At 60.1% G+C, this 22,851-nt stretch carries 17 protein-coding genes and 2 pseudogenes; 2 read left to right on the top strand and 17 right to left on the bottom strand.

Translation table 11 applies throughout. From position 1 onward, the window contains the following. Window positions 1–5 precede the first annotated feature (5 nt). The 7 genes from AC07UK_RS34460 to AC07UK_RS34430 form a co-directional block, all read right to left on the bottom strand. Window positions 6–1,427 (bottom strand): MFS transporter, encoded by a 1,422-nt coding sequence (locus AC07UK_RS34460; protein ID WP_494688139.1) that lies wholly within the window; start codon window positions 1,425–1,427, stop codon window positions 6–8. A gap of 84 nt (window positions 1,428–1,511) precedes the next feature. Then, complete coding sequence (locus AC07UK_RS34455; RefSeq protein ID WP_494688138.1) at window positions 1,512–2,669, bottom strand: FAD-dependent monooxygenase; 1,158 nt, start codon at window positions 2,667–2,669, stop codon at window positions 1,512–1,514. 10 nt (window positions 2,670–2,679) lie between these two features. After that, a complete protein-coding gene (locus AC07UK_RS34450) occupies window positions 2,680–3,438 on the bottom strand; it encodes a maleate cis-trans isomerase family protein (protein ID WP_494688137.1) in 759 nt (252 codons plus the stop codon). Then, window positions 3,435–3,929 (bottom strand): acyl-CoA thioesterase, encoded by a 495-nt coding sequence (locus AC07UK_RS34445; protein ID WP_494688136.1) that lies wholly within the window; start codon window positions 3,927–3,929, stop codon window positions 3,435–3,437. Before AC07UK_RS34445 ends, AC07UK_RS34450 begins: the two co-directional genes overlap by 4 nt. Further along, window positions 3,926–5,638, bottom strand: coding sequence for an AMP-binding protein (locus AC07UK_RS34440; protein WP_494688135.1), 1,713 nt, complete (start codon window positions 5,636–5,638; stop codon window positions 3,926–3,928). The genes AC07UK_RS34445 and AC07UK_RS34440 overlap by 4 nt, the downstream gene beginning before the upstream one ends. 53 nt (window positions 5,639–5,691) lie before the next feature. After that, window positions 5,692–5,964 (bottom strand): hypothetical protein, encoded by a 273-nt coding sequence (locus AC07UK_RS34435; RefSeq protein ID WP_494688134.1) that lies wholly within the window; start codon window positions 5,962–5,964, stop codon window positions 5,692–5,694. Further along, window positions 5,961–6,533, bottom strand: coding sequence for a VOC family protein (locus AC07UK_RS34430; protein ID WP_494688133.1), 573 nt, complete (start codon window positions 6,531–6,533; stop codon window positions 5,961–5,963). Before AC07UK_RS34430 ends, AC07UK_RS34435 begins: the two co-directional genes overlap by 4 nt. 87 nt (window positions 6,534–6,620) lie before the next feature. Here AC07UK_RS34430 and AC07UK_RS34425 point away from each other — a divergent pair. Then, window positions 6,621–7,501: pseudogene (locus AC07UK_RS34425) on the top strand (IS3 family transposase); the annotation flags it as partial. Between the two features lies 1 nt (window position 7,502). Here the strand turns inward: AC07UK_RS34425 and AC07UK_RS34420 are convergent. From AC07UK_RS34420 to AC07UK_RS34400, 5 genes and pseudogenes are all read right to left on the bottom strand, one after another. Further along, a pseudogene (locus AC07UK_RS34420) lies at window positions 7,503–7,676 on the bottom strand (DDE-type integrase/transposase/recombinase); the annotation flags it as partial. Window positions 7,677–7,771: 95 nt separating this feature from the next. After that, on the bottom strand, window positions 7,772–8,440 hold the full coding sequence (locus AC07UK_RS34415; RefSeq protein ID WP_494693907.1) for a group II intron maturase-specific domain-containing protein: 669 nt from the start codon (window positions 8,438–8,440) through the stop codon (window positions 7,772–7,774). Between the two features lie 65 nt (window positions 8,441–8,505). Continuing rightward, window positions 8,506–9,819 (bottom strand): group II intron reverse transcriptase/maturase, encoded by a 1,314-nt coding sequence (ltrA, locus tag AC07UK_RS34410; protein ID WP_494693906.1) that lies wholly within the window; start codon window positions 9,817–9,819, stop codon window positions 8,506–8,508. Window positions 9,820–10,459: 640 nt separating this feature from the next. Next, window positions 10,460–10,900: an IS3 family transposase gene (locus AC07UK_RS34405; protein WP_494687890.1), complete on the bottom strand. Its 441-nt coding sequence runs from the start codon at window positions 10,898–10,900 to the stop codon at window positions 10,460–10,462. Next, on the bottom strand, window positions 10,897–11,193 hold the full coding sequence (locus AC07UK_RS34400; protein ID WP_494687889.1) for a transposase: 297 nt from the start codon (window positions 11,191–11,193) through the stop codon (window positions 10,897–10,899). Before AC07UK_RS34400 ends, AC07UK_RS34405 begins: the two co-directional genes overlap by 4 nt. A gap of 556 nt (window positions 11,194–11,749) precedes the next feature. Between AC07UK_RS34400 and AC07UK_RS34395 the strand changes: the two genes are divergently transcribed. Next, a complete protein-coding gene (locus tag AC07UK_RS34395) occupies window positions 11,750–14,950 on the top strand; it encodes a trypsin-like serine protease (RefSeq protein WP_494687888.1) in 3,201 nt (1,066 codons plus the stop codon). Between the two features lie 569 nt (window positions 14,951–15,519). Here AC07UK_RS34395 and AC07UK_RS34390 read toward each other — a convergent pair. From AC07UK_RS34390 to AC07UK_RS34370, 5 genes are all read right to left on the bottom strand, one after another. Beyond that, window positions 15,520–16,401 (bottom strand): hypothetical protein, encoded by an 882-nt coding sequence (locus tag AC07UK_RS34390; protein WP_494687887.1) that lies wholly within the window; start codon window positions 16,399–16,401, stop codon window positions 15,520–15,522. Window positions 16,402–16,456: 55 nt separating this feature from the next. Further along, complete coding sequence (locus AC07UK_RS34385; protein WP_494687886.1) at window positions 16,457–17,635, bottom strand: restriction endonuclease subunit S; 1,179 nt, start codon at window positions 17,633–17,635, stop codon at window positions 16,457–16,459. After that, window positions 17,632–19,254 (bottom strand): class I SAM-dependent DNA methyltransferase, encoded by a 1,623-nt coding sequence (locus tag AC07UK_RS34380; RefSeq protein ID WP_494687885.1) that lies wholly within the window; start codon window positions 19,252–19,254, stop codon window positions 17,632–17,634. The genes AC07UK_RS34385 and AC07UK_RS34380 overlap by 4 nt, the downstream gene beginning before the upstream one ends. Window positions 19,255–19,280: 26 nt before the next feature. Further along, complete coding sequence (locus AC07UK_RS34375) at window positions 19,281–21,422, bottom strand: DEAD/DEAH box helicase family protein (RefSeq protein WP_494687884.1); 2,142 nt, start codon at window positions 21,420–21,422, stop codon at window positions 19,281–19,283. Window positions 21,423–21,623: 201 nt separating this feature from the next. Beyond that, window positions 21,624–22,775, bottom strand: coding sequence for an ADP-ribosylglycohydrolase family protein (locus AC07UK_RS34370; RefSeq protein ID WP_494687883.1), 1,152 nt, complete (start codon window positions 22,773–22,775; stop codon window positions 21,624–21,626). Window positions 22,776–22,851 lie beyond the last annotated feature (76 nt).

The following is a 22,851-nucleotide window of genomic DNA, read 5'->3' as shown; positions in this document are numbered from 1 at the left end:
GTTCCTTATTTACGGAATTGGGTGGCGGGTTCGATTTGGTTGAGGTCCGCACGGATGTCAGCGACGGAGACACTGATTGCGAGCTGGACGCGCCCAGTCCGGTAGATGCCAAACGCCGCGACCACCGCCGGAATTGCCAGAAGGAGATAGAGCGCCGCATTGCTCCAGCCCGCCGACAACAGCCATGCGCCGCCGAGCGAGCCCGCAATGGCCTCCACCCGTCCGATGCCGAGCGCCCATGCCACGCCCGTGGCACGGCTCGAAGTCGGATAGAACGCCGAGGCCAGCACATTGGCGCAGACCTGTGAACCGCTGACGCAAAATCCGGTGACGAAGATGGCCGCTGCCATTGCCATCGGCACACTCACGGAAGCCAGGCATGCCACGGCAATCGCCCCCATCGTGTAGGCTGCGGCCACCACGGCATAGGGGTTGAACCGGTCCAGCAGCACGCCCAGCACGACGGCACCCGCCACCCCTCCCCCTTGCAGCAGCCCGGCAAGCATCGAAGCTTCCTTCAGCGAAAGCCCACTGCGCTGAACCAGGATGGGCAGCCAGTTGATCATCAGGTACAGCAACAGCAGGCTGCTGAAGAACGCCAGCCAGAGCCACAGCGTTCCCTGCCGGTAGCGCGGCGCAAAGAGCTGGCTGACCGGTGAGCTCGTGCCGTCCGGCTCGTCGGCGACGTATCGCGCGTGGGCGGAAACCCTGCCGGCATCGATGCGTGACAGGATGGCGGCGATCCGCGCCTGCATGCCTTCGCGCGTGGCGAGGTAACGCACAGATTCGGGTAGCACCAGCGCCAGTACCGGCACCAGCACCAGCGGTAGTGCACCGCCGAGTGCCAGCACGCCGCGCCAGCCGACGTGCTCGATCAGGTATGCGGTCACCAAGCCGCCGAGCGCGGAGCCAAGGGAGAATCCGCAGAACATCACCGTCAGCAACATGCCGCGGCGGCGCGACGGGCTGAACTCGGCGGTCAGCGTGATGGCATTGGGCATGGCACCGCCCAACCCGAGCCCGGTCAGGAACCGCAGCGCGATCAGCCAGCCGATGCCAGGTGCCGCGGCAGAAGCCGCACAGGCGGCGCCGAACCACGCCACCGACATGACCAGCACACGACGCCGGCCGATGCGATCGGCAAGAGGACCACAAAGAAAGGCGCCGGTCATCAGCCCGAGCAGCCCGGCGGAGAAGAGCGGCCCCAGTGCCACCATCGACAACGACCATTCGCTGCGGATATGGGGGGCGAGAAAGCCAATAATGGCAATATCGAAACCGTCCAGTGCAACGATCGCAAAGCACAGCGCGATGATGCGTAGTTGCAGGCCGGACAGGCGTGCCGCGTCGATGAACTCGCGTACGTTGAGGGCGGCGCGCGCAGGGGCGCCGGCCGCCGCACCGCGGGGGGCGGATGGGGCAGTCATATTGTCTCCTGGGATGGTCAGCGCACAGCCGCTATGCTGCGGCTTGTGCGGGTAAAGCGCTGAGGTTTTCGCTTCGGCCGACGGCTATGCCGCGGCGGGAGCAGCGTTGGGCTGGTGATAACCACCCGCTTCCACGCGGGCGATGAATTCCGGGTCGCGCTGGCGCAGGTCTTCGTGTGTGACCCTGCCAGTGCGCAGCATGTAGTCGTAGGCGAACGCGACCGGATCGAGATGCATCTTGCTGTCGACCGATTCATACCAGTCGAGGCTGCGGCGGGCCGCATCCTGGAACCTGGCTGACGTATCGCGCCGGCTGCGCTCGAACGCCTGGAACGCCGCCGGTACATCGTCGCAATGCTCACAGACGGCATCGCAGAGCGCGATCGCATCCTGCATCGCCATGCGGGTGCCGGAGCCCAGCGAGAAATGCACGCTGCGCAGCGCGTCACCCAGCAGCACCACCTTGCCATGCGACCAGTGCTCGTTGCGCACCACGCTCGCCTGGAACCAGTTCGAGCGATTCCCCAGCAAGGACTGCCCGCCCAGGTCTTGCGCGAAGACCTGTTCGCAGAACGCGCGACTCTCTTCTTCGGTAGCGATGTCCAGGCCCGCGCGATGCCAGGTGTCCGGATCCACTTCCACCAGGAAGGTCGACAGCGCATCGCTGTACTGGTACGCGTGTGCGATGAATACCCCGTGCTCCGTTTCCCGGAAGATCAGCGACACCGGGTGGAACAGTTGATGGGTACCGTACCAGGCGAACTTGTTGCGACGCACGTCGAAGCTCGGCTGGAAATGCTCCGCCAACCGGGTCCGCACTTCGCTGTTGACGCCGTCGGCCGCCACGATGATGTCCGCATCCGGCAGATCGGCCGGATCGTTCACGCGGCTGCCATAGCGAATCTCGACACCTGCCTCGGCGCACGCCTCCTGCAGCACGCGCAGCAGGTCGATGCGCGAGGTGCGCGAGAAGTGGTTGTTATGCAGCGGCACGCGCACCCCGTGGTGGGTGACCTCCATATAGTCGCAACGCTGGTGGTGCGCGGTGAACTTGCGGAAAAAGGCCGGATCCGCTTCCTCCAGGAAGGACAGCGCGATGTCCGAAAACACCACGCCCCAACCGTAAGTGGCACCCGCCTCGTTGCGCTCGTGCACGATGACATGATCCTCAGGATGCCGCTGCTTGAGCAGCAGGGAGAAGTACAGGCCGGCCGGCCCGCCTCCGATAACGACGACATTCATGGTAAGCCTCTTACTTGCTGGCCGGCGCAAGGAGCGCGCCGGCGTTGGGGACGACGGGTGCCAGGTCAAGGTGTTCCAGCATCTGGCGAACCGTGCAGACGGCGGTCGACGTAACGGGCAGGCCGATGGTGTCCTGCGCTGCCTGGATCGCCGGCAGCGAGGGCATCTGCACGCAGGCCGACAGCACCACGACATCGGCGTTGGCGGTATTCAGGCGCTTGACGTCCTGCAGCAACTGCAGGGGATCGCGACGCCCCACCTCCAGGTTGTCGGGGATTTCGAACGACAGCGCGTCCAGCACTTCAATCCCTTCATGCTCGATGTACCTGACCACTGCCTCGGTCAGCGGCTTTATGTACGGCGCCATCAGCGCAATCCGGCGTGCGCCCATCGACTTCAGGCCCGCTACCAGCGCGCCGGCCGATGTCATCACCGGTGCGTCGCAGTGGTTCTCGCGCGCCACGCGCAACAGGTCCTGCTCCACCTGCCGGTGGTAGCCCGGGCCCATTGCCATGATGGCGACCAGGCAGGCCGTGCTCATCACGTCGACGCGCGCGTCCGCCAGTTCGGCGGCGCAACGCAGGCCCTCGCGGTTCATGGCTTCCAGTTCTTCGCGCACCACGCGGTGCATGCGCATGCGGCTCGAGTGGAAAGTGAATCGCTCCGGCAGGATCCGTTCCCGCGCGCGGAGCATTGCCGGGATCTCGGTTTCCATCGTCGTGTTGGAGCTGGGCACGATCTGCCCGATACGATATGTACGGCTGTTCATACTGGTTCGCCTTGGTGAGATGGGTTGGTGCGCAGCCCGGTCGCGCAGTGTCGCCGGTACTGCTCCAGTGCGTTGCGCAGTGCGGCGGGCACGTTGATCGCATCGCGCGTCCCGCGGCGCACGCAGATCGGCGTGAGGCGCGCAACAAACGCGGTGTCGCCGCCTTCGCTCATGCGTGCCGTCATCGCCAACGTATAGGTCCGCGTGCTGATCGCTTCGACCGAAACCTCGATATCGATCGATTCATCCGGCCACAGCGAGCGGCGGAAGTCGAATGCCAACGCGCGTGTCGGCGTGCCAAATCCAAGCTCGTCCTTGGTGCGTTGCGGGAGGCCGTCGAACAGGCGCTCATAGAACAATTCCGCAGTGGAGATGACGTACTCCGAGAAGCATGGTGTGTAGACCACGCCGGCCGGATCGCATTCGCCCCACCTAATGCGCCGGCGTACGGCGAACGGTGTGTCGGCAACTACGGCTTCGGTACAGATCATGCCGAAACCCTCCCGCGTTCATCTTTTCCCCGAGTCTTTGTCTCGTCCTCGAGCCGGCGTGCCACCATCGCCCGCAGCGCACCCTTGTCGACCTTCCCGACGCGAGTCACCGGAAACTCCTCGACGACTTCGATGCGCTCCGGGCATTTGAACTTGGCGAGTCCCCGCTCAACCAGAAACGCTGCGAGTTCCGCGACATCGGGCGCCGCATGTCCGGCGCGCAGGATCAGGTAAATGCAGCCCTTCTCGCCATAGAGCGGGTCCGGCATCGCCACGAGCTTGGCGTCCGCCACCGCCGGATGCCGGCTGACAAAGGCTTCCACCTCCTCCGATCCGATCTTCTCGCCGCCGCGATTGACGTTGTCGCGCAGGCGGCCTTCGAAAGTGAAGCAGCGGAAGCCGTCGATGACATGTTCGGTCATGAGGTCGCCGGAGCGCACGAAGCCGTCCCGCGTCAGCGCTTGCGCTGTCGCCTCCGGTGCCTTGTAGTAGCCGCGCAGGCTCGACGGCCCGCGGAAGCAGAGTTCGCCGGGCGTTCCCTGCGGCGCCGGCTCGTCCGTTCCCGGCACCAGCAGGCGGATCTCGTCGTCCGGGCAGCCGGAGAAGCCTTGCGTGCCGTGGCGGATCGCCGCCGGGAAGCGTGCGCCGGCGCCCAGCAGCAGCCCTTCGGTCGTGCCGAACAGGTTGAAGCAAGGCACCCCGAGATGCGCTTCCAGTGCATCGGCACGCGTCATCGTGCCGAACAGTTCGAGCGATGAAAGATCGTGCCGCAACATCTCCTGGTAGGCAATCATCTGCGGCGCGACCGGCCCGATGGACATGCCGTGCGTGACGCGATGCAGTGCGATCAGTTCCAGCATGCGGGCAATGTCCACACGCGGCATCAGCACCGACGTCATGCCACCGGCCACGACAGGGGCCAGCACGTAGAGCTGCCCGGCGTTGTGCAGCAGCGGCAGCGACCAGATCAGGCGGCTGTGCTCGGTCTGGCCGAGCTGGCGCATGCAGGCCAGCGCATGGCCGATGTACTCGGCGTGAAAGCGTGGAATGATCTTCGGCACGCCGGTGGTGCCGCCGGACAACTGGAAGCTGAGGACGTCCTGGCTCCCGATCCGTACCCTGGCCAGCACATCCACCGCTTTCTCATAGCGGATGGCGTCGATCAGCGCGTCCAGGCCGTGCTCGTGCGGCGCGCCATGTCCCTGCGCAGGATTGCCGCGCGCCACGATCAGGTGCCGCAGCGAAGGGTGGCGCTGCGCCATGCCGCGCGCAAATCCGGCAAGGTCGAACGCGCTGAAGTCGGCCTGCACGAAGTAGGCGCGCGGCTCTGCCTGCCCGGACAACTGGCCAATCTCGACTTCGCGGTATTGCGGTACTGCGCATACGGGAATCACGCCGGCCTTGTAGCAGCCCATCAGCGCGACGACGGTATCAATCGTGGTGCCCATCTGGAAGATCGCGCGATCCCCGGGCATCAGGCCAAGCTGGTGCAGCGCGGCGCCAAGGCGTTCGCTGCGTTCGTCGAGTTCGGCGAACGTGATCGACCGCTCATCGCTGATAAAGGCCAGGCGGTCCGGGTGACGCCGCGCGGTCTTGCGCAGCGCGCCGCCAAGGGTGTCGTCCACCCACGCGCCGGTCTCGAAGTACCTGGCAGCGTCCGCGGGCAGGCAATACGCCACACCTTCGATCGGAAACTGAATTCCGGTCATGGTTGTCTCCTGCTTTGTATCCTGTCTTTGTTTCCTGCGGTGTATCCTGCCTGTCAGGCTGTCTCCTGCCCACGCGGTACGATGCGCACCGAGTCGCGACCGAACGACTCGATGCTGCCGTCCAGGCCGCCAGTGAAGAGGCCGTACCAGACGGCTGGCTTCAGTCCCAGGGCGCGACGCCCGAACTCGACCGGCGCGCTCGCGGCAATCACGGTATAGTCGCCGAGGTCGCTGACGTCGCAGGCCGGCATGCGGCGTGCGGCTTCCGTCAGCGAGGCGAACTCCGGCACGTTCAGCACGAAGATTCGCAACGAAGCCTTGGTCATGCGTGACACTCCTCGTCCAGGTTCAGGCGGCGGCCCAGAATCTCTGCCTTGCGCTGCCAGATATCGTCGATCGAGGTCACGCGTGCCTGTCGGGCCCCTGCCTCGTCCTCCAGTTCGATGGCCGCGGACAGCGTCGCATCGGCGTCGCGCGCGTCCAGCGCTTCGAGCGGCCGCAGCTTGCGCGTGATCTCGATGAAGTAGCCATTCGGATCCCGGAAGTAGATCGACTCGATCACCTCGTGCGCGGTTTCCGTGGAGACCACCACGCCGCGCGCTTCCAGGCGTGCCTTCCATTCCTGCAGTTCTTCCTGCGTATCGACCAGCCACGCCGTGTGGGTGGCATCGAAGACGTGGTCGTCCGGGATCGGCGGGTGGCTGTCTCGGCCGGCGAGGACCTCCGGCTCGACGCTGCCGAGGTAGTAGAGGAAAGCGATGGTGCTGCCGTTGCCGCTGTCGAAGAAGAAATGCAGGAAATCGGGGTGCGTGGCGGTGCCCCAGCCACGCGCCGAGATGGTGTGGATGTGCGGCAGGCCGAGGATGTCTCGATAGAACGTGACGGTGTCCTTCAACCGCCACGTCGGCCGGGCTGAGGTAGCCTGATCGAGGCGGACACGCTTGGTCCTTAGATTAAGATCGTGGATCAGGAGTGTGCACAGATGAGCAAGGCAAGACAGACGTACGGGGAAGAGTTTCAGGCAGAGGCCGTGAGACTGGTGCTGGAGCAGGGACTGACGCTGCAGTCGGCCGCGCAGCGCCTGGGGATTCCGAAGGGCACGTTGACGAATTGGGTGTCGAAAGCCAAGGCGCCTGGAACAGCAGCGGCACCAGGAGGCGTGACAGTGGCAGAGTTGGCGGCGGAGAATGCGAGGCTGCGCAAGGAGCTGGCCGAGGCGAGGCTGGAGCGCGATATTGTAAAAAAAGCCGCGGCGTACTTCGCCAGGGAATCACTGCCCGGTACGCGTTCGTGAGTCAATGGCGAGAAGTGTATCCGGTGAAGTTGATGTGCCGGGTATTGGGGGTCTCGCGCAGTGGCTACTACGACTGGACACACAGACCTTACGGGCTCAGTCCGGAACAGGAGCGGCTGCGTCTGGCGATCCGGGCAGCCCACAAGCGCGCGCGTCAGACGTATGGTACGCGGCGCCTGCAGCGCGAGCTGGCTGGCGATGGATTCGTGGTCGGCCGTGACCGGCTGGCCAGACTGCGCAAGGAGATGGGGATTCGATGTCGGCAAAAGCGTCGATTCGTGGCGACAACGCGCTCGGCACATAATCTGCCAGTGGCGCCCAACCTACTGGAGCAGAAATTTGAAGCCGACAGGCCAAACGCCGCGTGGGTGACTGACATCACGTATATCGCGACCGATGAGGGGTGGTTGTACCTGGCAGGAATCAAGGACCTGTACACGTGCGAGATCGTGGGCTACGCGATGGGGCCCAGAATGACACAAGAATTGGTGGGCGAGGCGCTGTTCCGGGCGGTGCGCAGCAAGCGGCCACTGCCCGGCCTGATTCATCATTCGGACCGGGGCAGCCAAGGCTCCCCCGGTCCGAATGCAGGACCAGTCCCGGCGCTGGCCCGCGCTGCTGCAGCGCCATAGTCAGCGCCGACATGACCAGGCCGGCCGGCATGGTGGGCGCCATAGACCAGCCGACCACCTTTCGTGAGTACAGGTCCAACACGACCGCCAGATACAACCAGCCCTGGGCCGTGCGGAGTAGAGTAAGAGACAGGGCGTAGTCGGACTATTTCCCTGCCTCTCCTCTCCGAACCGGACTTGCGCCTCTCAACGCATCCGGCTCTCCGTTCAAGTGTTGCTCATAGCAAAGGCGACATCGGGGTAGCGCGACTCGATGGTACGGCGTGTCTCATCGCGCAGGATGTACGGATTTTCTGTCAGGGTCCGCCAAGTAAAACGACCTTTGCGACTGGTAACGAGACGCCGAAGCGCCACCACCCCATACCACCCCCGACTGTTCTGGCCTTGTAACACCCATGTTGTAGCCTGTCCCGGTTCCGGCGCCCGGATGCAGTCGCGCATCAGCGACCTGAACCCGCGCCGGTACTTGCGCGCGAGCCAGTGTCCGAGTTTCCAGAAGACCGTTCGGTCTATTTTCGTGAACATGGTGGCCGTATAGTCGGTGTATTGATAAAAGGCAGCCCAGCCAGCAATCTGCCGATTCAGGCTTTCCATCAGGTCCATCCGGTTCATGCCGTAGTTGCCCGACAATTGCTTTACGAGCCTCCCGGCAAAGCCTCGATACTTCTCCCACGGTATGGTCGTCACAGGCCGCATGCGGCCGCGTGGCCCACGCTTGCGAATGATCCGGTGACCGAGGAAGACAAAGCCGTCGTTCACATGCGTGATATGGGTTTTCTCCATATTTAGCGTGAGCTTCAGTTCGCCTTCAAGGAACCCACGGCACGCTTCGCGTACTGCCTCAGCATGTTCACGGGTTCCCTTGACCACGATCACAAGTCGAGTCGCCCCGGGGAACTTCCCCCCAAGGCGCTCACGGAACCGGACGTGAACGTCTCCGCTCATCCGGCTCTTCCCATTGAAGCCTGTCCCCATAACAGCGACCAATGTGCAAACAGATGCATCTCTTTGCGTGCTACGCGTGCTAGCCAGTGACTGGCTCGTCGGCGATGCCCTTGAAGACGCTTGTGTTTACGAGTTAGCCACAACACGAGTTTGCGATCAATCTGCCTCAGCGTTGGGTACAGCGCGGATTTGTAGAATGCACCGTAATAATTTACCCAACCTCTGATTTTGGCGTTGAACATATGCACCAGGTCGTACAGGGACTTGTCACTGCGATTTTGCAGATTCCAGCTCCTGACCTCCTGACGTATCGCTTTCCCCGCCTTGGCACTCATCGCCGGACTGAAGTTAACGAAGGTTTTACCCCATCGATTCTTTGACAGGCGAGGCCGAAACGTATAGCCAAGAAAGTCAAAGCTCGTTTCGGCGTAGTTCCCCCGCCGATCCGCATCCTTGCAGTAGACCACTCGGGTTTTCAGCGGATGCAATTCCAGTCCACATTGCGCGAACCGCCGACTCAAATCACCAATCAGTGCTTCGGCCTGCGATTGACTACGACAATGGCACACAACATCATCGGCGTACCTTTCGAAGGGTACTCCGGCAAACTGACGCTGCATCCACATGTCAAAGACGTAGTGCAGGAACAGATTGGCCAACAACGGGCTGATGACACCGCCCTGCGGCGTTCCCCGCGTTCGCGTCACCATTGTTCCATCCAGCATTTGCACTGGCGCCTTTAGCCAGCGTTCTATGTACATCACCACCCAGCGTTCTTGAGTGTGATGTCGCACCGCCTTCAGCAGCAAGGCGTGATCGATGCTATCAAAGAAGCCTTTAATATCAATCTCCACGGCCCACGCAAACCTCCAGCAGCGCTTCCTCGCCTGCGCAATAGCATGATGCGCGGATTTTCCCGGTCGATAGCCATATAAGTCTTCATGGAACATGGGCTCCAGAACAGGCTCGAGCACTTGCTTGACGACCATCTGAGCGATTCGGTCCGATACGGTAGGTATGCCGAGAGGTCTGAGTTTTCCGTTTGCTTTCGGTATGTACACGCGTCTTGCAGGCAGCGGACTATATGAGCCCTCCAACAGTTCGTCGCGTATTGTCGCCAGTTCATGCTGGAGGTTCGCTTCCATCATGTCCTTGTCGACCCCGTCTACACCCGGCGTGCGAGCTCCGCTGGATGCCAGCGTAATACGAGCCGCTTCACTCAGCCAAGCCCTATCGGCAATCAGTCTCAGGAGTCGATCGAACTTGCGTTCTTTGTTCTCCGTCGACCATGTCGCCAGTTTGCTTTGCATTTCACTGATTATCAAAGGTCTTCACCTCACTATGGTCAGCTAGTCAACCAAACAAACCACTTCAACTGCCTCCCTTCGCCATGTGGCCGGCTTTCCCGACCTCGGACTACTACGGAGGCTCCGCCAGTTTGCACATCATCGGGGGCACACTCCCTTGGCATCTGTGCAAACTTTCCCCAGTTCACATGCTGGACTCAACGCGTGGGCGAGGTTGCCTGTCGCAGTCTTTATCCTTGCTTGCCGCAAGTCGTCGCGGACACCACGATCTAGCTGCGCGCTCCCCGTGGTTCCATCTGACCAGCTTACTTGTCCAGTCAGTATTCGTGCCCCCGGGCCATATATGTGCCCGGCAACAGCCCGCGTCCTGCCCATAAAGCGGTGTGGGCAGGGGTGACATTTCAACCCTCAGATGCGTTTCAACAGGTTCGTGTTCCTCAACCGTCCCATGCTCAGCCTAGAGACTCATCTTGGCGTAACCGCTTCGCCGCAAGCCCCGTTTCCCACGGACTACGTCACCCTGCCAGTGTCAGCAGGTCACCGCCGCTTCGGCTCACTTCCCCTCGCAGCAGAGGAAGGGCATGCCCCGGTACTACAACGTCAATTCCACCGGGTCCTGCATTCCAAACATGCTCAAGCAGTTTCACCCCCAAACGGGCGGGCTACGCTGGCTGGGCGTACTATACGTTATGTCTGAAACCCAGGCACGGTTTGGCTCTGCCACGTCAAACTGCCGGTCCAGCACGTTCGCGGCCACAGGTAGCGTATGCCTGCTGTCGGTCGTCGAGACGAACTTGCGCTTCCATCTCGCGCGCAATCCCGTTTCGCGCATCAGCGTGCGGACCCGATAGCGGCCAATACGTATTCCTTGTGCCCTCAGCGCATGCATCACGCGCCGGCTGCCGTAGTTCGCACCACTGGCAGCAAACGCTGCCTTGACGTGGGTCTGTTCCTGCAGGCTCTTTGCGCTCGGCTTGGCACGCCGGTGCGCATAGTAGCCAGAGCGGCTCACCTGCAAAACCCGGCAGGCATTACTGACCGATACGGCCTCCTGTTGCAAGTGAGTTACCACGCGATAACTCACTTCAGTTCTCGTGCAAAGAAGGCCGACGCTTTTTTTAGCAAAGCGTTGTCCTCGCGCAGTTGCCGATTTTCCGCCTCGAGTTGCCGGATGCGCTGCTGCTCCGCTGTCAGCGGCTTGCCCACGCCGGGGCCGCCTGCGCACTCCGCTTCGTACTGCGCCATCCAGCGCCGAACGGCTGTCTCTCCAAGCTCCATCGACCGGCAAACCTCACTGACCGATAATCCCTGGTCCCGCACCATTCGTACCACTTCCAGCTTGAAGCTGGCGTCAAATTGTCGTCGCCTTCTTGTCATCTACCTTTTTCCCTCGTCGATTCCGGATTGTCCTCCTATCGACCTGTCCGAGGAAATTAGACCACCACACCATAGCCAAGCACGCCGCATCGCTGCACCCCGCGGTTTCCTCCCTCGAGGATTGTTCGACGCCTGCCCACTGGGCGCCACGGCCTCTCACAGTCCTGCAGACGAGGGCAGACATCAAACAATCCTTAACAAAAGCGGTCGGGCCGCGATCCGTCAGTCCGGACATTCAAAAGTCCAAGTCCGACACGGAAGCGGCCATTGACCCGGATAACGCCGGTCGTGCTCCCAGCTTATAGCCGCCGTCTTGGGACGCGGCAACGGATTGGTGCGAGTTCGTCACGGTCGGATGACGGGGAGTCACGAGCGAAATATCGGTGCGATAACTCACATAGGAAAGCTTATAAATTGTTTGCGGTTAAGCAACAAACCACCTAAAACAACGTCAACGCGTGGATCGCCAATGGGAAGAGAATGAAAAAGGGGGACCTTGACTACATATGATGCGCCTTGGGTAACCTTACATAAAGTTTCTCATTGAGATCGAAAATTGATTAATCCACGCCGACTCTCGAGCCTGCTCTTAGTGGCCATATACAGCCTTGCCTTACCCGCGACCGCGGGAATAAAGGAAGCCGCCCACGCTTATGCCGAAGGCAACTTCAAGGTTGCACTGGAAGAGTATCTCCCGCTGGCGAGGGGAGGAAATGCCGAGGCGCAAGCCAAGTCCGGCCAAATTTTGCTTTTAGGTAAAGGGGTGAAGGTCAACGTTAGGGAAGGAATGCAGTGGCTGGGCAAAGCCGAAGAGCAAGGAAGCAGCCAGTCAGCGTATATCTTGGGTCTGGCTTACCTTCATCGCCTGCAACAGGAACAAGTTGCCAAGGAAATCCCACTCAACGCCAAGCGTGGCGTTGAACTACTGTCTAAGGCTTCCGAAGATGTTGACGTTCGAAGATTGGCCGCCAAGCAACTGAGAGAAGTCTATGCAATCGGTGTTGGCAACATTGCAAAAGACAATGAAAAAGTCGTTTATTGGTGGGAAGTTGAGAATGACCTGCGTGAAACTAAAATGGAGGCTGAGAAAGGTGACGCCCAGGCTGCGGAAAGATTAGGCTTAGCCTACCTCCACTTCGCACCAGTTGACGGAGTCGGACTCAAAGATACTCCCGTATTACCGTTCAGAAACCGCACGGCAGAGCAGTGGTTGTCCAGAGCCGCACGAGCCGGAAAAATATCCAGCCAAGCTGCTGAAGCATACGGTTGTCTCTATCTTGGTCAGCTTGGCGTTGCTACTGACACTGCGAAGGCCAGAAAGTGGGTAGAGAGTTCCCGTGACGTTCCCAGACTCAAGCCGATGGCCGCCGCAGGCGATGCCGAAGCGATGGTAAAAATCGGCGACACCTACTACGACTCTTGCTTGAAGGAAAAATACCGGGAGGAGGCATTTCCTTGGTATAGAAAGGCAGTGGCAGCAGGAAATATAAAGCGCGCCTGGCGTCTCATGGATCATGCCGAAGGTATTGCGGAAAAAAAACGCTGGGCAGAAATCGCCGCAGCGATTATGGAACCTGACGGTTCACCCCGTCAGAATCAGTACGGAGGGGAAGCCTTTTTTGATAATCTAGACTATGCTTTAGAAGACATCCCCTGGGGATTTCGCCATGCACCAGGTACCAGATATTTGAATCTGAAACCTTTGCATGTGCATTTAAATCCTGACGAAAGCTCGCCAATCATACACGACATCGGTAGTCTTAGACTCATCTATGCTCGTGATTCGAGAAGGGATGGTTGGCTCGCTGTTATTGCCGCAAGTCGTGAGCACTATCCAGACATTTTTAGTTACTACAAAAACATCGATGATGAATCGGTAGAGAATTTCCTCAATCAGAAACGAGGATATCGGCCAAATCGTCAATATGTTTATGGATTGGTTGGTTATGTTCAAAAATCTAACATGGCCAGTCTTGATAAAATCTCGCCCTTCCCAATTCCAGATCACGGTTTGATGCCCGTTCCCTCTTTGTGGGAGAAAATTGGCATAAAGGAAGATCGCAAGTTCATCACAGACTTCAGCAGGCATCCATATGACGCCATAGTCCGAGTCAAGGGAGTCAAGGGTTCCTGCAGTGGCGCTTTTGTCCTGAGCTCCTCACTTGTCGTTACTGCCGGCCACTGCGCGAGCCGGGAAACAGAGCCGGTTGAAGTGATAATCGAGCGCTCTTCCTCGCAAAGAGAAGCGATATCTGCCAAATGGCTTTCCTACGTCAAAAACAACAATGAAGACTGGGCCGTATTAAAGCTGGAACACAAGCCACAAAGCCAAGTCACCCCTTTGGAATTCGCGGATGGCATGAGCCTATCGAATACCAGCCAACTCAAGATTGCATTGATTGGCTATCCCGGTGATTTGCTCAGACTCTCCACGAATCGTCTGGGTTTCCTTGCGCCATCAATCAAGACCTGTGTACTGGACATCGATCGACACGTATACTCGAAAACAACCAGAAATATCGCTTTTTCCCATGACTGTCATACCTGGTATGGAGACTCAGGAGGGCCGCTGCTGGTATGGAATCAGGCAAGCTCGCGCTTTGAGTTACTGGGCGTGGCAGTCAATATTTGGGGAGGCTTTCAAAATAAATCAGAAAAACAATTATTAGGGAGCCAAAGATTTCAGAAATTGATGTATGAAAAGTACCGAGAAATAGAGTCTCCTCTATTAAAAAGCAATGAGAGTCTTTTGAGCCAGAATGCATATTTCGAAAGAATCAGAGAGGAATACCAATCGACCCCTGGTGCTTCCACCGTCATGCGGGCTTTTCAAGAGCAAGTCGAAAGTCTCTACACTGACAACGTCTACCTAAGCCTCAAAATGCTCGAAACTGCTCGAAGAGCCGCAGGAAGAACTCCCGACGCGAGCCCATTTTCAGACAATCCCGATAAACTAGGCTTCTGGATGCGGGGCTTCGACGAAACCTATGAATTCGTCGGAAGTACCGACGAGGCTCGAATCGCCTGCATCAATGACTGCGACAGACCCATACTTCAAAAAAACAACTGGACATTGAAGCATGGTGAAAAGATAAATCTCGAGGAACTCGCCAAACGTGATGACACAATGGTCATCCGTAAACTGAATGCAATTGTTGTGGGTGGCGACTTGTTCCATGTCAATGAAAACAGTCGTGTTGACGGCGTTTCCCGGCAGTTCATGAATCTTGTGGAAAGTGGCAAGGGTTTCAATAAATACTATCAACATACCTACCAAACCGATAGCGCCTCATTAATTAAAGATGATTTCCCAGCCACCCGCATCGCGCCGACTTCATCCCTGCATGCAGGTCCCAATTTTGGCGGTGAAACACCGATGAACATCCCAGGTGGAAACGTGGTCGGCACGCTTGAACTTACGGCCAAGATGAATACCTTGCATCCACCGATCATTATCTCGTCGATGGGCGGAAGCACCGGCATACCTGGCGCAGTGGATCTGAGTTATTCATCTGATGGCGGCGGGTACACTGACGCTATTCAACAGCGGTTAGAAAAAGATTTGAACCATCTGACCAATGGTAACAAACGTACTGAATTAGTCTTCTATTGCCATCACAGCCAATGCTGGATGAGTTATAACAGCGCGCTCCGAGCCATCCGTCTGGGTTATCAGAACGTCTACTGGTATCGAGGAGGAATAAGTTCTTGGATAAAGTCAGGCGCTCCTTTGAATTGGATTTCAAAAATCAAATAAAGAATATCGATACCGCCAGTCTGATTTAGTGTCGCTAACACCACCGATCCACGGCTGCGCGCCGCACCTGAGCCAGCCGCTGATGAACATGGATGTCGGCGAACACAGAGTGGACCGGCCCGCAACATTCGCGGCGAATGGCCGCTGAGTCTTAAAACACGACGGTGCGGCCGCCCTGAGATGAGCGGCAGTAACGGGTCGGTAAAAGACGTCGACCAAACTCGGTCTTCGACCGGCCTAGGTTGCTCACCCCCGGGACTTTCGCTTGGGGCGTCGTCCCCAGCTTACAAACAGTCAGGCAGACGTTACGAGAGGATTGCGGCTTTATGGCTCGTGCCGCTATATCGCGTCCGGGCACTGACTGCAACGCAATTGAATCCCCGGGGCAAACAGGTCCGCTGCGATTTCACGGCTTTCCTGCTTCGATGACGGGTTGTGCTCTCTGACGCGCCGGATGGCGTTCTCAAGACGGGCCGGCCGTCGCCGGTCGGCGCTCACGGACGATGCTAAGGGGCGGGAGGACCTGTGCGTCAGGGCTGGGAAAGCCGCGGCGCGTGGCGCCGATCCGATTACGGTGCGCCCAGCAGCATGTTGTTGAGCGCCGTCTTGCTGGGGACCTCGTTCTCTTCGATCATCCGCATAAGCACCCGTTGCAGGATGTTGAACGTCTGAACGAGGTGCGTCGTGTTGTGCTTCGGTTTTCCGTGCGCCGCGGCGGACCGTTTATCATACAGGTCGAAAATATCGCGTTGCAGGGCAAGCCGCGCTTCACCGGGCGGGTACACGTACGACGCGATGAGCACCGACACGCGGAACCGCAGTTCCGAGGTCGAGGGCGAGAACAGCGCTTCGAGCGCGCCCCACAGCGACACGAGCGTCAGCGCGTGGTGCGGGACGAACGTGGACAGTTCGAACGCTTCCATCGCCAGGCGGAAGTCCGCATGCGACGCCATCAGGGAGACCGCGTTCACCCAGTGTTTGCGCACCCAGTCGAGGTGCGCCGCGTCCTTTCCGGGGTTCACCAGCGCCAGTTCGACGTATTGCTTCGTGGATTCGACGGGCGTGATCCGGATCTCCTGATCCGGGATCGACGCGACCTTGGAGAGGGAATGCGTCGATTGCACGAGGAACCGGATGGTCGGATCAACGCAAAGCCGCAGCAAGCTCGTGATCGTGCGCGCGACGTCGTACGACGTCAGGTCTCCGGGCGGTTTGTAACCGCTCGGGATGACCAGTTCCGCGTGAACGTCGAACCCGTCGTGGCGGGTCGTCGCCTTCCAAGGTGCCGGGTGGTGCTTGCCAGGCGCCTCGGGCGGGTTGAACGCCATCGTGTACGAACTCATCAGGTGCGCATACATGCGACGCAGGACGAGACCCTGGCCAAGGTCGACCTCGTCCTGGTCGGGCGGCAGGTTCAGGCTGGTGAGCCCGGCGTAGAAGGCGGTGTTCATACTTGATGGTCGTCCGGTGTTTGTGCCGCCCACGGTGTCATGGGTTGAACCCTTCCTAGGCCGGGAAACACTGTGCCATCAGAGCGTGGAACGCCGCCTCGGCTTTCTCGAGCGACCTGCGCTGCTGCGCCGCCAGATCGGCGAGCGCCTGGCATTGCTCTTCGAACGTCTTTTGCAAGTGCTCAGGCGGCACGGGAACGAGAAACGCCTTCAACTCTTTGCTATTGATGTTCGATTGGCCGATCGCACCGCGCGCCGTCGCGAAAAGCACTTGTTTCATGTGTGCGGAGTTCATGAACGCCCACACGTATGTCGGTGACACGATCGTCCGGTCCACACGAAGCCTGATGAAGTACGAGGCGAGGATGGCATCGGTCGAACCGTCCCACAGCCCTGTCTTGCCGACAAGCTCCTTGCTGTTGGTACGGTTGAACAGGATGTCGCCTTCGAGCAGTTTGAACCGGTCGATTTCCTCAGGCGGAAGAGACACATATTTCAGATCGCTGAGGTCGAGATCCCCTGCGTAGGTCACGTTGCCCATCCGGATCATCGGCAAGCCGACCTGCTCGCTGGACGCCTTCGCGCTGCTACCGTAGTCCGCCGCCGTGATGACGTCGCCGAGCGTGGACATCGGCCAATCCTTCGGATTGGTCGCCGGATCACCAAAGATCCCCGCAAAGGTCGCAGGCACAAGGTCCGCCACAACGCGCTGCGCGTCTCTTCGCAGTCGCACAATGCCGTCCGCCCGCGAAAGCAAATCGACTATCTCGCGCTGCTTTGCTTCCGAACACATCGGGACCGGAAGGCTTTCCAGGAAGCCCGACCGCAAACTATGAACGGTCGCGCCTTTCTTGACGCCTTGCTGGATGGTGAATGCAGCGCGTGCGCGCAGGAACCAGTACACGTAGTCCGGATCGATCTTGCTAGCGTCAGGCGTCAGCGCCTTGATATCCTGGTTGAACGCGAGGGGGCGTGCCGCCTGAGCCACGGGCAACGTGTGCGCGAGGATTCCGGAACGCACGACCACGAGAATCGTCTTCGCAGGAACGAGGCTCGTAGCTGAGTTCTCGATCGCTTCCGTCGATATGTGGTCCGCGGCATCCTGAATCAGGCTGCTCTTCATGTCCTTTGGCGACACCCAAGGAATGTCGCCCAGCCAGAAGGCGGCGTTTGCCTTGCTTGGGGTGCCGCCGTGCCGGATGGCGCATAGGTCTCGCAACGGCTGGGTGGTCATCGAACGAACTCCGCCCACGCCGTGCTTAGTGCCTGAACTTCCTCGACGATCTCGTTTTCTAGCGCCGCCAGTTCGTCGAGCAGTTCCTTTGGATCGCGATGCGCAACGGCCGTGTGGCTCTGCGGGCGGTATTGCCCCGCCGACAGTTTGAACTCATTGGCGCGGAGTGTCGCTTCGTCCGCGAACCACCACTTCGCCCCCCACTCATTCCCCTCGCCACGGTTCTGCCACTCGGTGAGCTTCGCATCCCGATCGCGGAACACGTTCGCCAGGTTGGGCAGGTCGTCGGCCTCAATGGGAACGTCGTGATTCGCGTCCATTTTGTAGCCGTCGTTGTCCGCGTGCATGAACAGGACGTTCTCCGTTCGGCCACCCTTTCGGAAGAAGAGCACAGACGTCTTCACGCCGGAATATGGCTGGAAGACACCGCCCGGCAATGACAGGACCGCATCGACGCAGTTGTTCTCGACCAGTTGGCGCCGCAGTTCCCTGTGCGCGCCGGTCGAACCGAACAACACGCCTTCCGGGACGATGACACCGCATCGGCCACTGGGGCGGAGGCTGTCGATCATGTATTTCAAGAAGAGCAGTTCGGTCGCCGTGCTGCTACCGACCTTCACGTCTTCGACGACCCGGTCCTTGTCCACCCGACCGGCGAAGGGTGGGTTGGCGAGGATCACGTGATAGCCGTCCTCCGGCAGACCCAGCGCTTCCTTCTGCTCGCGCTCGATGGTCGTTGTCAGCACGTTCCGAAGCCGTACCCGCACGTTGGGCAGACCGCGCAAGATCAGGTTCATCGTCGCGAGGTGGACCATCTTCGGATCGACGTCGTTCCCGTAGAAGGTGGCGTTCTGCAGAGCGGTGTTTTGCGCGATCGACAGACGGTCGCCCGCCCCTCGCCGTTGCTGCTTGCCGTCCATCTCAACCGTCTCGATCGCATTGGGCGACGAGTTCGCCACACGGATGTGGTTGTAGGCGGCAACAAGGAAGCCGGCTGTCCCTGCCGCCGGATCGTAGACGGTTTCCCCGATTCTCGGATCCACCATTTCGGTGATGAGCCGGATCACGTGCCGGGGCGTGCGAAACTGACCCAGTTCGCCGGCCTGCTTGATCTGCCGCAGAACATGCTCGAAGAGGTCGCCCTTCGTGTCGGCGTCGGCCGCGTCAAGCCGTAAACCGTCCACAAGGTTGATCACCTGCGTCAGGACGGTCGGATCCGTGATGTTCAGTCGTGCGCCGTCCATGAAGTTGTGCGCTGCGCTCTCGCCCATTTCTGCGAAGAACGGGAACACCTCGTCGCGCAGGAAGCGTACGAGCGTTTCGCCGGACATTGCCTTCGCCCACACCGACCATTTGAAGCGGTCGCGCGGAATGGTGTCCTTGTCTTCGTCGGCATTGAGCGGGTTCTTGACGGCCCACTCGCCGGCGAACAGGCTTTGGTATTGGCGTTTCAGAACGCGCGCTTTCTGCGCGTTCTCGGTGTCGATGCTTTCAATCAGGTAGAAGAAAAACAGGAACGACAGTTGTTCCGCGTTTGACACCGGATCCGGATAACCGCCACCGAATAGGTAATCTCGAATCTGGTCAATCGACCGCCGCATGTTCGGCGTTAATGGCATAGGTTGTACCTTGCGTATAGTTGATGTTAGTGCGCGACCGGTTGGTCGCCTGGCGCGTCAGGAGCGCTCGAATCGTCGATGGGAAAAAGCGCGGCGTTGAGTGAGGTGATGAGGTTTTGTATTGCCTCGCTCGATCCGAAGACCCGCTCTGCCTCGCGCACCCCCCCCATCTGCGAGAACGTGTGAAAAAGCGCAAAGTGTTCGGGGAACACCTCGTCGAGGCCGTCGGCATTGGCGCGGATCTGCGCGCCGAGGATGCGCAGCCAGCGGTCCTGTTCTGCCGTCACGGTTTGCTGCAACCGCCACGCTTCGAAGCGGGCGCCCAGTTCTTCGGCGCGCTGCTGCGAGGCCTCCGGGAACTGCATGTTACCGTCTTCGTCCATGGTGATCCACTCGCGCGTGGTCGGGTCGATGTGATCGTCCACGTCCAGCGACAGCAGGCGTGTCGGCTCGTATTTTTTCGTTTGCGGCGTCTTCGATACCACGATGCCGCCCTCGCCGACCGCATCCTCGTCGCCGTGGTACGCCACCACGCCCACGAAGTCGAAGATCGTGAAGACCGGCTTGTTCTTCGCCTTGCGGGTGCCGCGACCGCGCATTTGCTGATACAGGATCGCGGAACGCGTGAAACGTGCGAACACCAGATTCACGACGTCCGGGCAGTCGAAACCCGTGTCGAGCATATTGACCGACACAAGGATCCGCGGGAACTGCTCTTTCTTGAATCGCTTGATCTTCGCCATCGCGTCGACCGTATCGTCCGGCCCTGCGCCCGACACCACGTAATCGGCGATGCGCACGTCCGGCGACGGCTTTTTGTCCGCGAACTCGGCGTCGAAGAGGTTCGCCAACGTCTCGGCGTGCTTCTTGTTGACGGCGAAGACAATGGTCTTGCCGATCAGCGGCATCCGCAGCACGCCCTTGTGGTCCGTAAAGCCGTTCTGCAACACGTCGCGGAACTCGCGGACGATCGCGCGGTTGCGTTCGGGGATCGTGAAACGGCGCTCAAGCGCGGCCGGGTCGATCACGATCGGGTCGCGGCTCGCAAACAGTTGCTCAAACTCGGCGGAGGTCTCGTCGTCCATCGCGGACCAGTCGAGATCCTTGCGATGCACTTCAAACCCGCCTTCCGCAGCCGTTTTCACGGTTTTCGCCGCGTAGACCTGATATGGCACGAGCCAGCCGTCCTGAATAGCGTCTTTCAGTTTGTACGAGAAGGTCGGCTTATCGACCTCGAAGAACCGCAGCGTGTCCCGCACGAACTGTCTGTCTTCCTCGTCGGCCTGCGCGTCGTCGAGGTTGGCGACGCAGGGCGTGGCCGTCAGGCCGATCTGCACGCCATCGAAATATTTGAGAACGCCGGACCACTGCCCGTAGATGCTGCGGTGGCACTCGTCCGAGATGATCAGATCGAAGTAGCCGGACGAATACTCGGTGTAAACGTTGATCATGCTCTGCAACGTCGTCACGGTGATCCGCTTCTCGTCCTGGAACCGGCGCCCCGCGCGCAGGACGTAGGCCGGGTAGTCCGGCAGGTGTTCCGCGAACGCGTCTTCCGTCTGCTTTGCCAGTGGGATGCGGTCCACCAGGAACAGCACGCGCGTCACCGCGTTGGCCTCGAAGAGCCGTTTTATCAGGGCGGCTGCCGTCCGCGTCTTGCCGGTTCCGGTGGCCATTTCGACCAGCAACTTGCGCCGGCCCTGCTGCATTTCCCCGCAGAGCGTGTCGATGCCCTTAGTCTGGTAATCCCGCTCCACGATCTTCAGGTCGATGGGCACGGACAGCAGGTCCTTGCGGACGGTAAGGCTCGCAACGCGACGTTCGAGGTCGTCTTGCTTAAAGAACGTCTTCACCGGATGGGGATAGGCTTGCTGCTGCCATTCCCAAAAGAGGACTTCGGCGCCGTTCGTCAGAAAGATGTACGGGACTTTCATGTGCTCCGCGTAGCGCTTCGCCTGCGCCGCCGCGTCTGCTGGGTTCGTCGTGAAGCGCTTGGCTTCGACGACAGCCAGCGAACGCCCATGCCGGTCGCATAGAACGTAGTCGGCACGCGTGCCGTCCGGCATCACCACCTCGTACCGCACCTGCGTCGGGTCGGTGGTCTTCCAACCCTGATCCGCCAGCAGGGCGTCGATCAGCACCCGGGAAAACGCTTCGTTTGTTGTCATGTCCTTGAGCCGTTGGGACTTTTGTCTATTTTAAGGGGTGCGCGTAACGAAGCGGTAAGACGCGTGACGACTGATCGTTTCCTGTTAACGAACAGACATTGCTGGACAACCACGATAACAGTGCCAGACGAAGAAAGAGGCACCAGTTCCAGTTCGTGCAGGCAGTGGTGATGTCGGATTATCAGAACCCCATAGCCGTCTTCAGTGCGGCGGATACTTCCTGCAGATGCGCTCGGCAAACGCGTCGTCGACAGCGTAATTGCCAAAGTCCCAGGAAGGGAATTGAGTCAGATCATCGGCGAGTTCCGCTATAACATCACGTAGTTCAAGCTGCTCGAGCCACTCGGGCGGAATCGCCTCCACGCCGAGTTGGGCCCCTAGCAGATTGCCGGTAATGGCACCCGTGGAATCCGAGTCGCCATCGTGATTCACAGCCAGTATTACCCCTTGACGAAAGTCCTGGGCAATCAACGCGCAGTATATGGAAATGGCCAAGGCCTCCTCCGCAACCCATCCTTCGCCAAGACTGTCGACGCCGTTAGCCGGCGACACTTTGGAAGCCGCCAATGTCTCAGCGTGCTCGATTGCCTGCAAGGTCTCCTCGTGGCCAGCATGCTGCATCAGGTTGGATTTGGCGACCGCCAGCGCGGCGCGTAGCGTGGCCCCATTCGCCAACTCGTAGATGAGTACGGCCAGCACGCCTCCCGTCAACGATCCGGTCGGGTGCCCATGTGTCAGTGCAGCGAGTGCGGTGCCCAAGCGAAACGCATGCCTGGGCGATCGCATCGAAGGCCACCGAAGTGTGAACAGGCCGACGGGCGCGACGCGCATCACGCCGCCGCAGCCCTTGCTATTGTTGCTCGCGGGGATGCCCCGGCGCTCCATGTCGCGCAATGCCGATAGACAAGTATTGCCGGGCGCGCGCCGACTGTGCAGTGCCTTCTGCGCGAATAGCCAGCCAGGACCACCGGGGCCGGGGGTCATATCGCAGGTGGGCTCAACCTCTTGCGTTTGCAGCCACCGCAAGTACGCGCCGGCGACCGGGCCTTCGAGTCGACCCATGCCGCGCGTGACGCCCCGCACCCAGCCACCTATCAGTCCCGACGCCGTGAAGAGCGTCATCTGTGTGTCGTCGGTGATGGTGCCAATGCCACCGTAGGCCGGTGCGAATTCGGTAATTCCATCAGGCCCGAACGCGCCAAGGATTTCCTGACGCGACATGAATTCGACCGGCGCCCCCAGGGCGTCCCCCACAGCGCCGCCCAGCAGGCAACCGCGATAGCGGCTGGTCGTACTTAGGTCGGCCGCGTTCGCGGCTTGGTTTGGCGCTTCGTTCTTGATGGCAGTCGTCATAAGATCCTAGATTGAGCCGACCGGCGCCTGCCGGTCGGCTATGTCCCATAAGGCACTCGAGCGATGCGGATTGGGG

Source organism: Cupriavidus sp. GW821-FHT07C08, from assembly GCF_059419025.1.
This window is presented reverse-complemented; position numbering and strand designations above follow the sequence as displayed.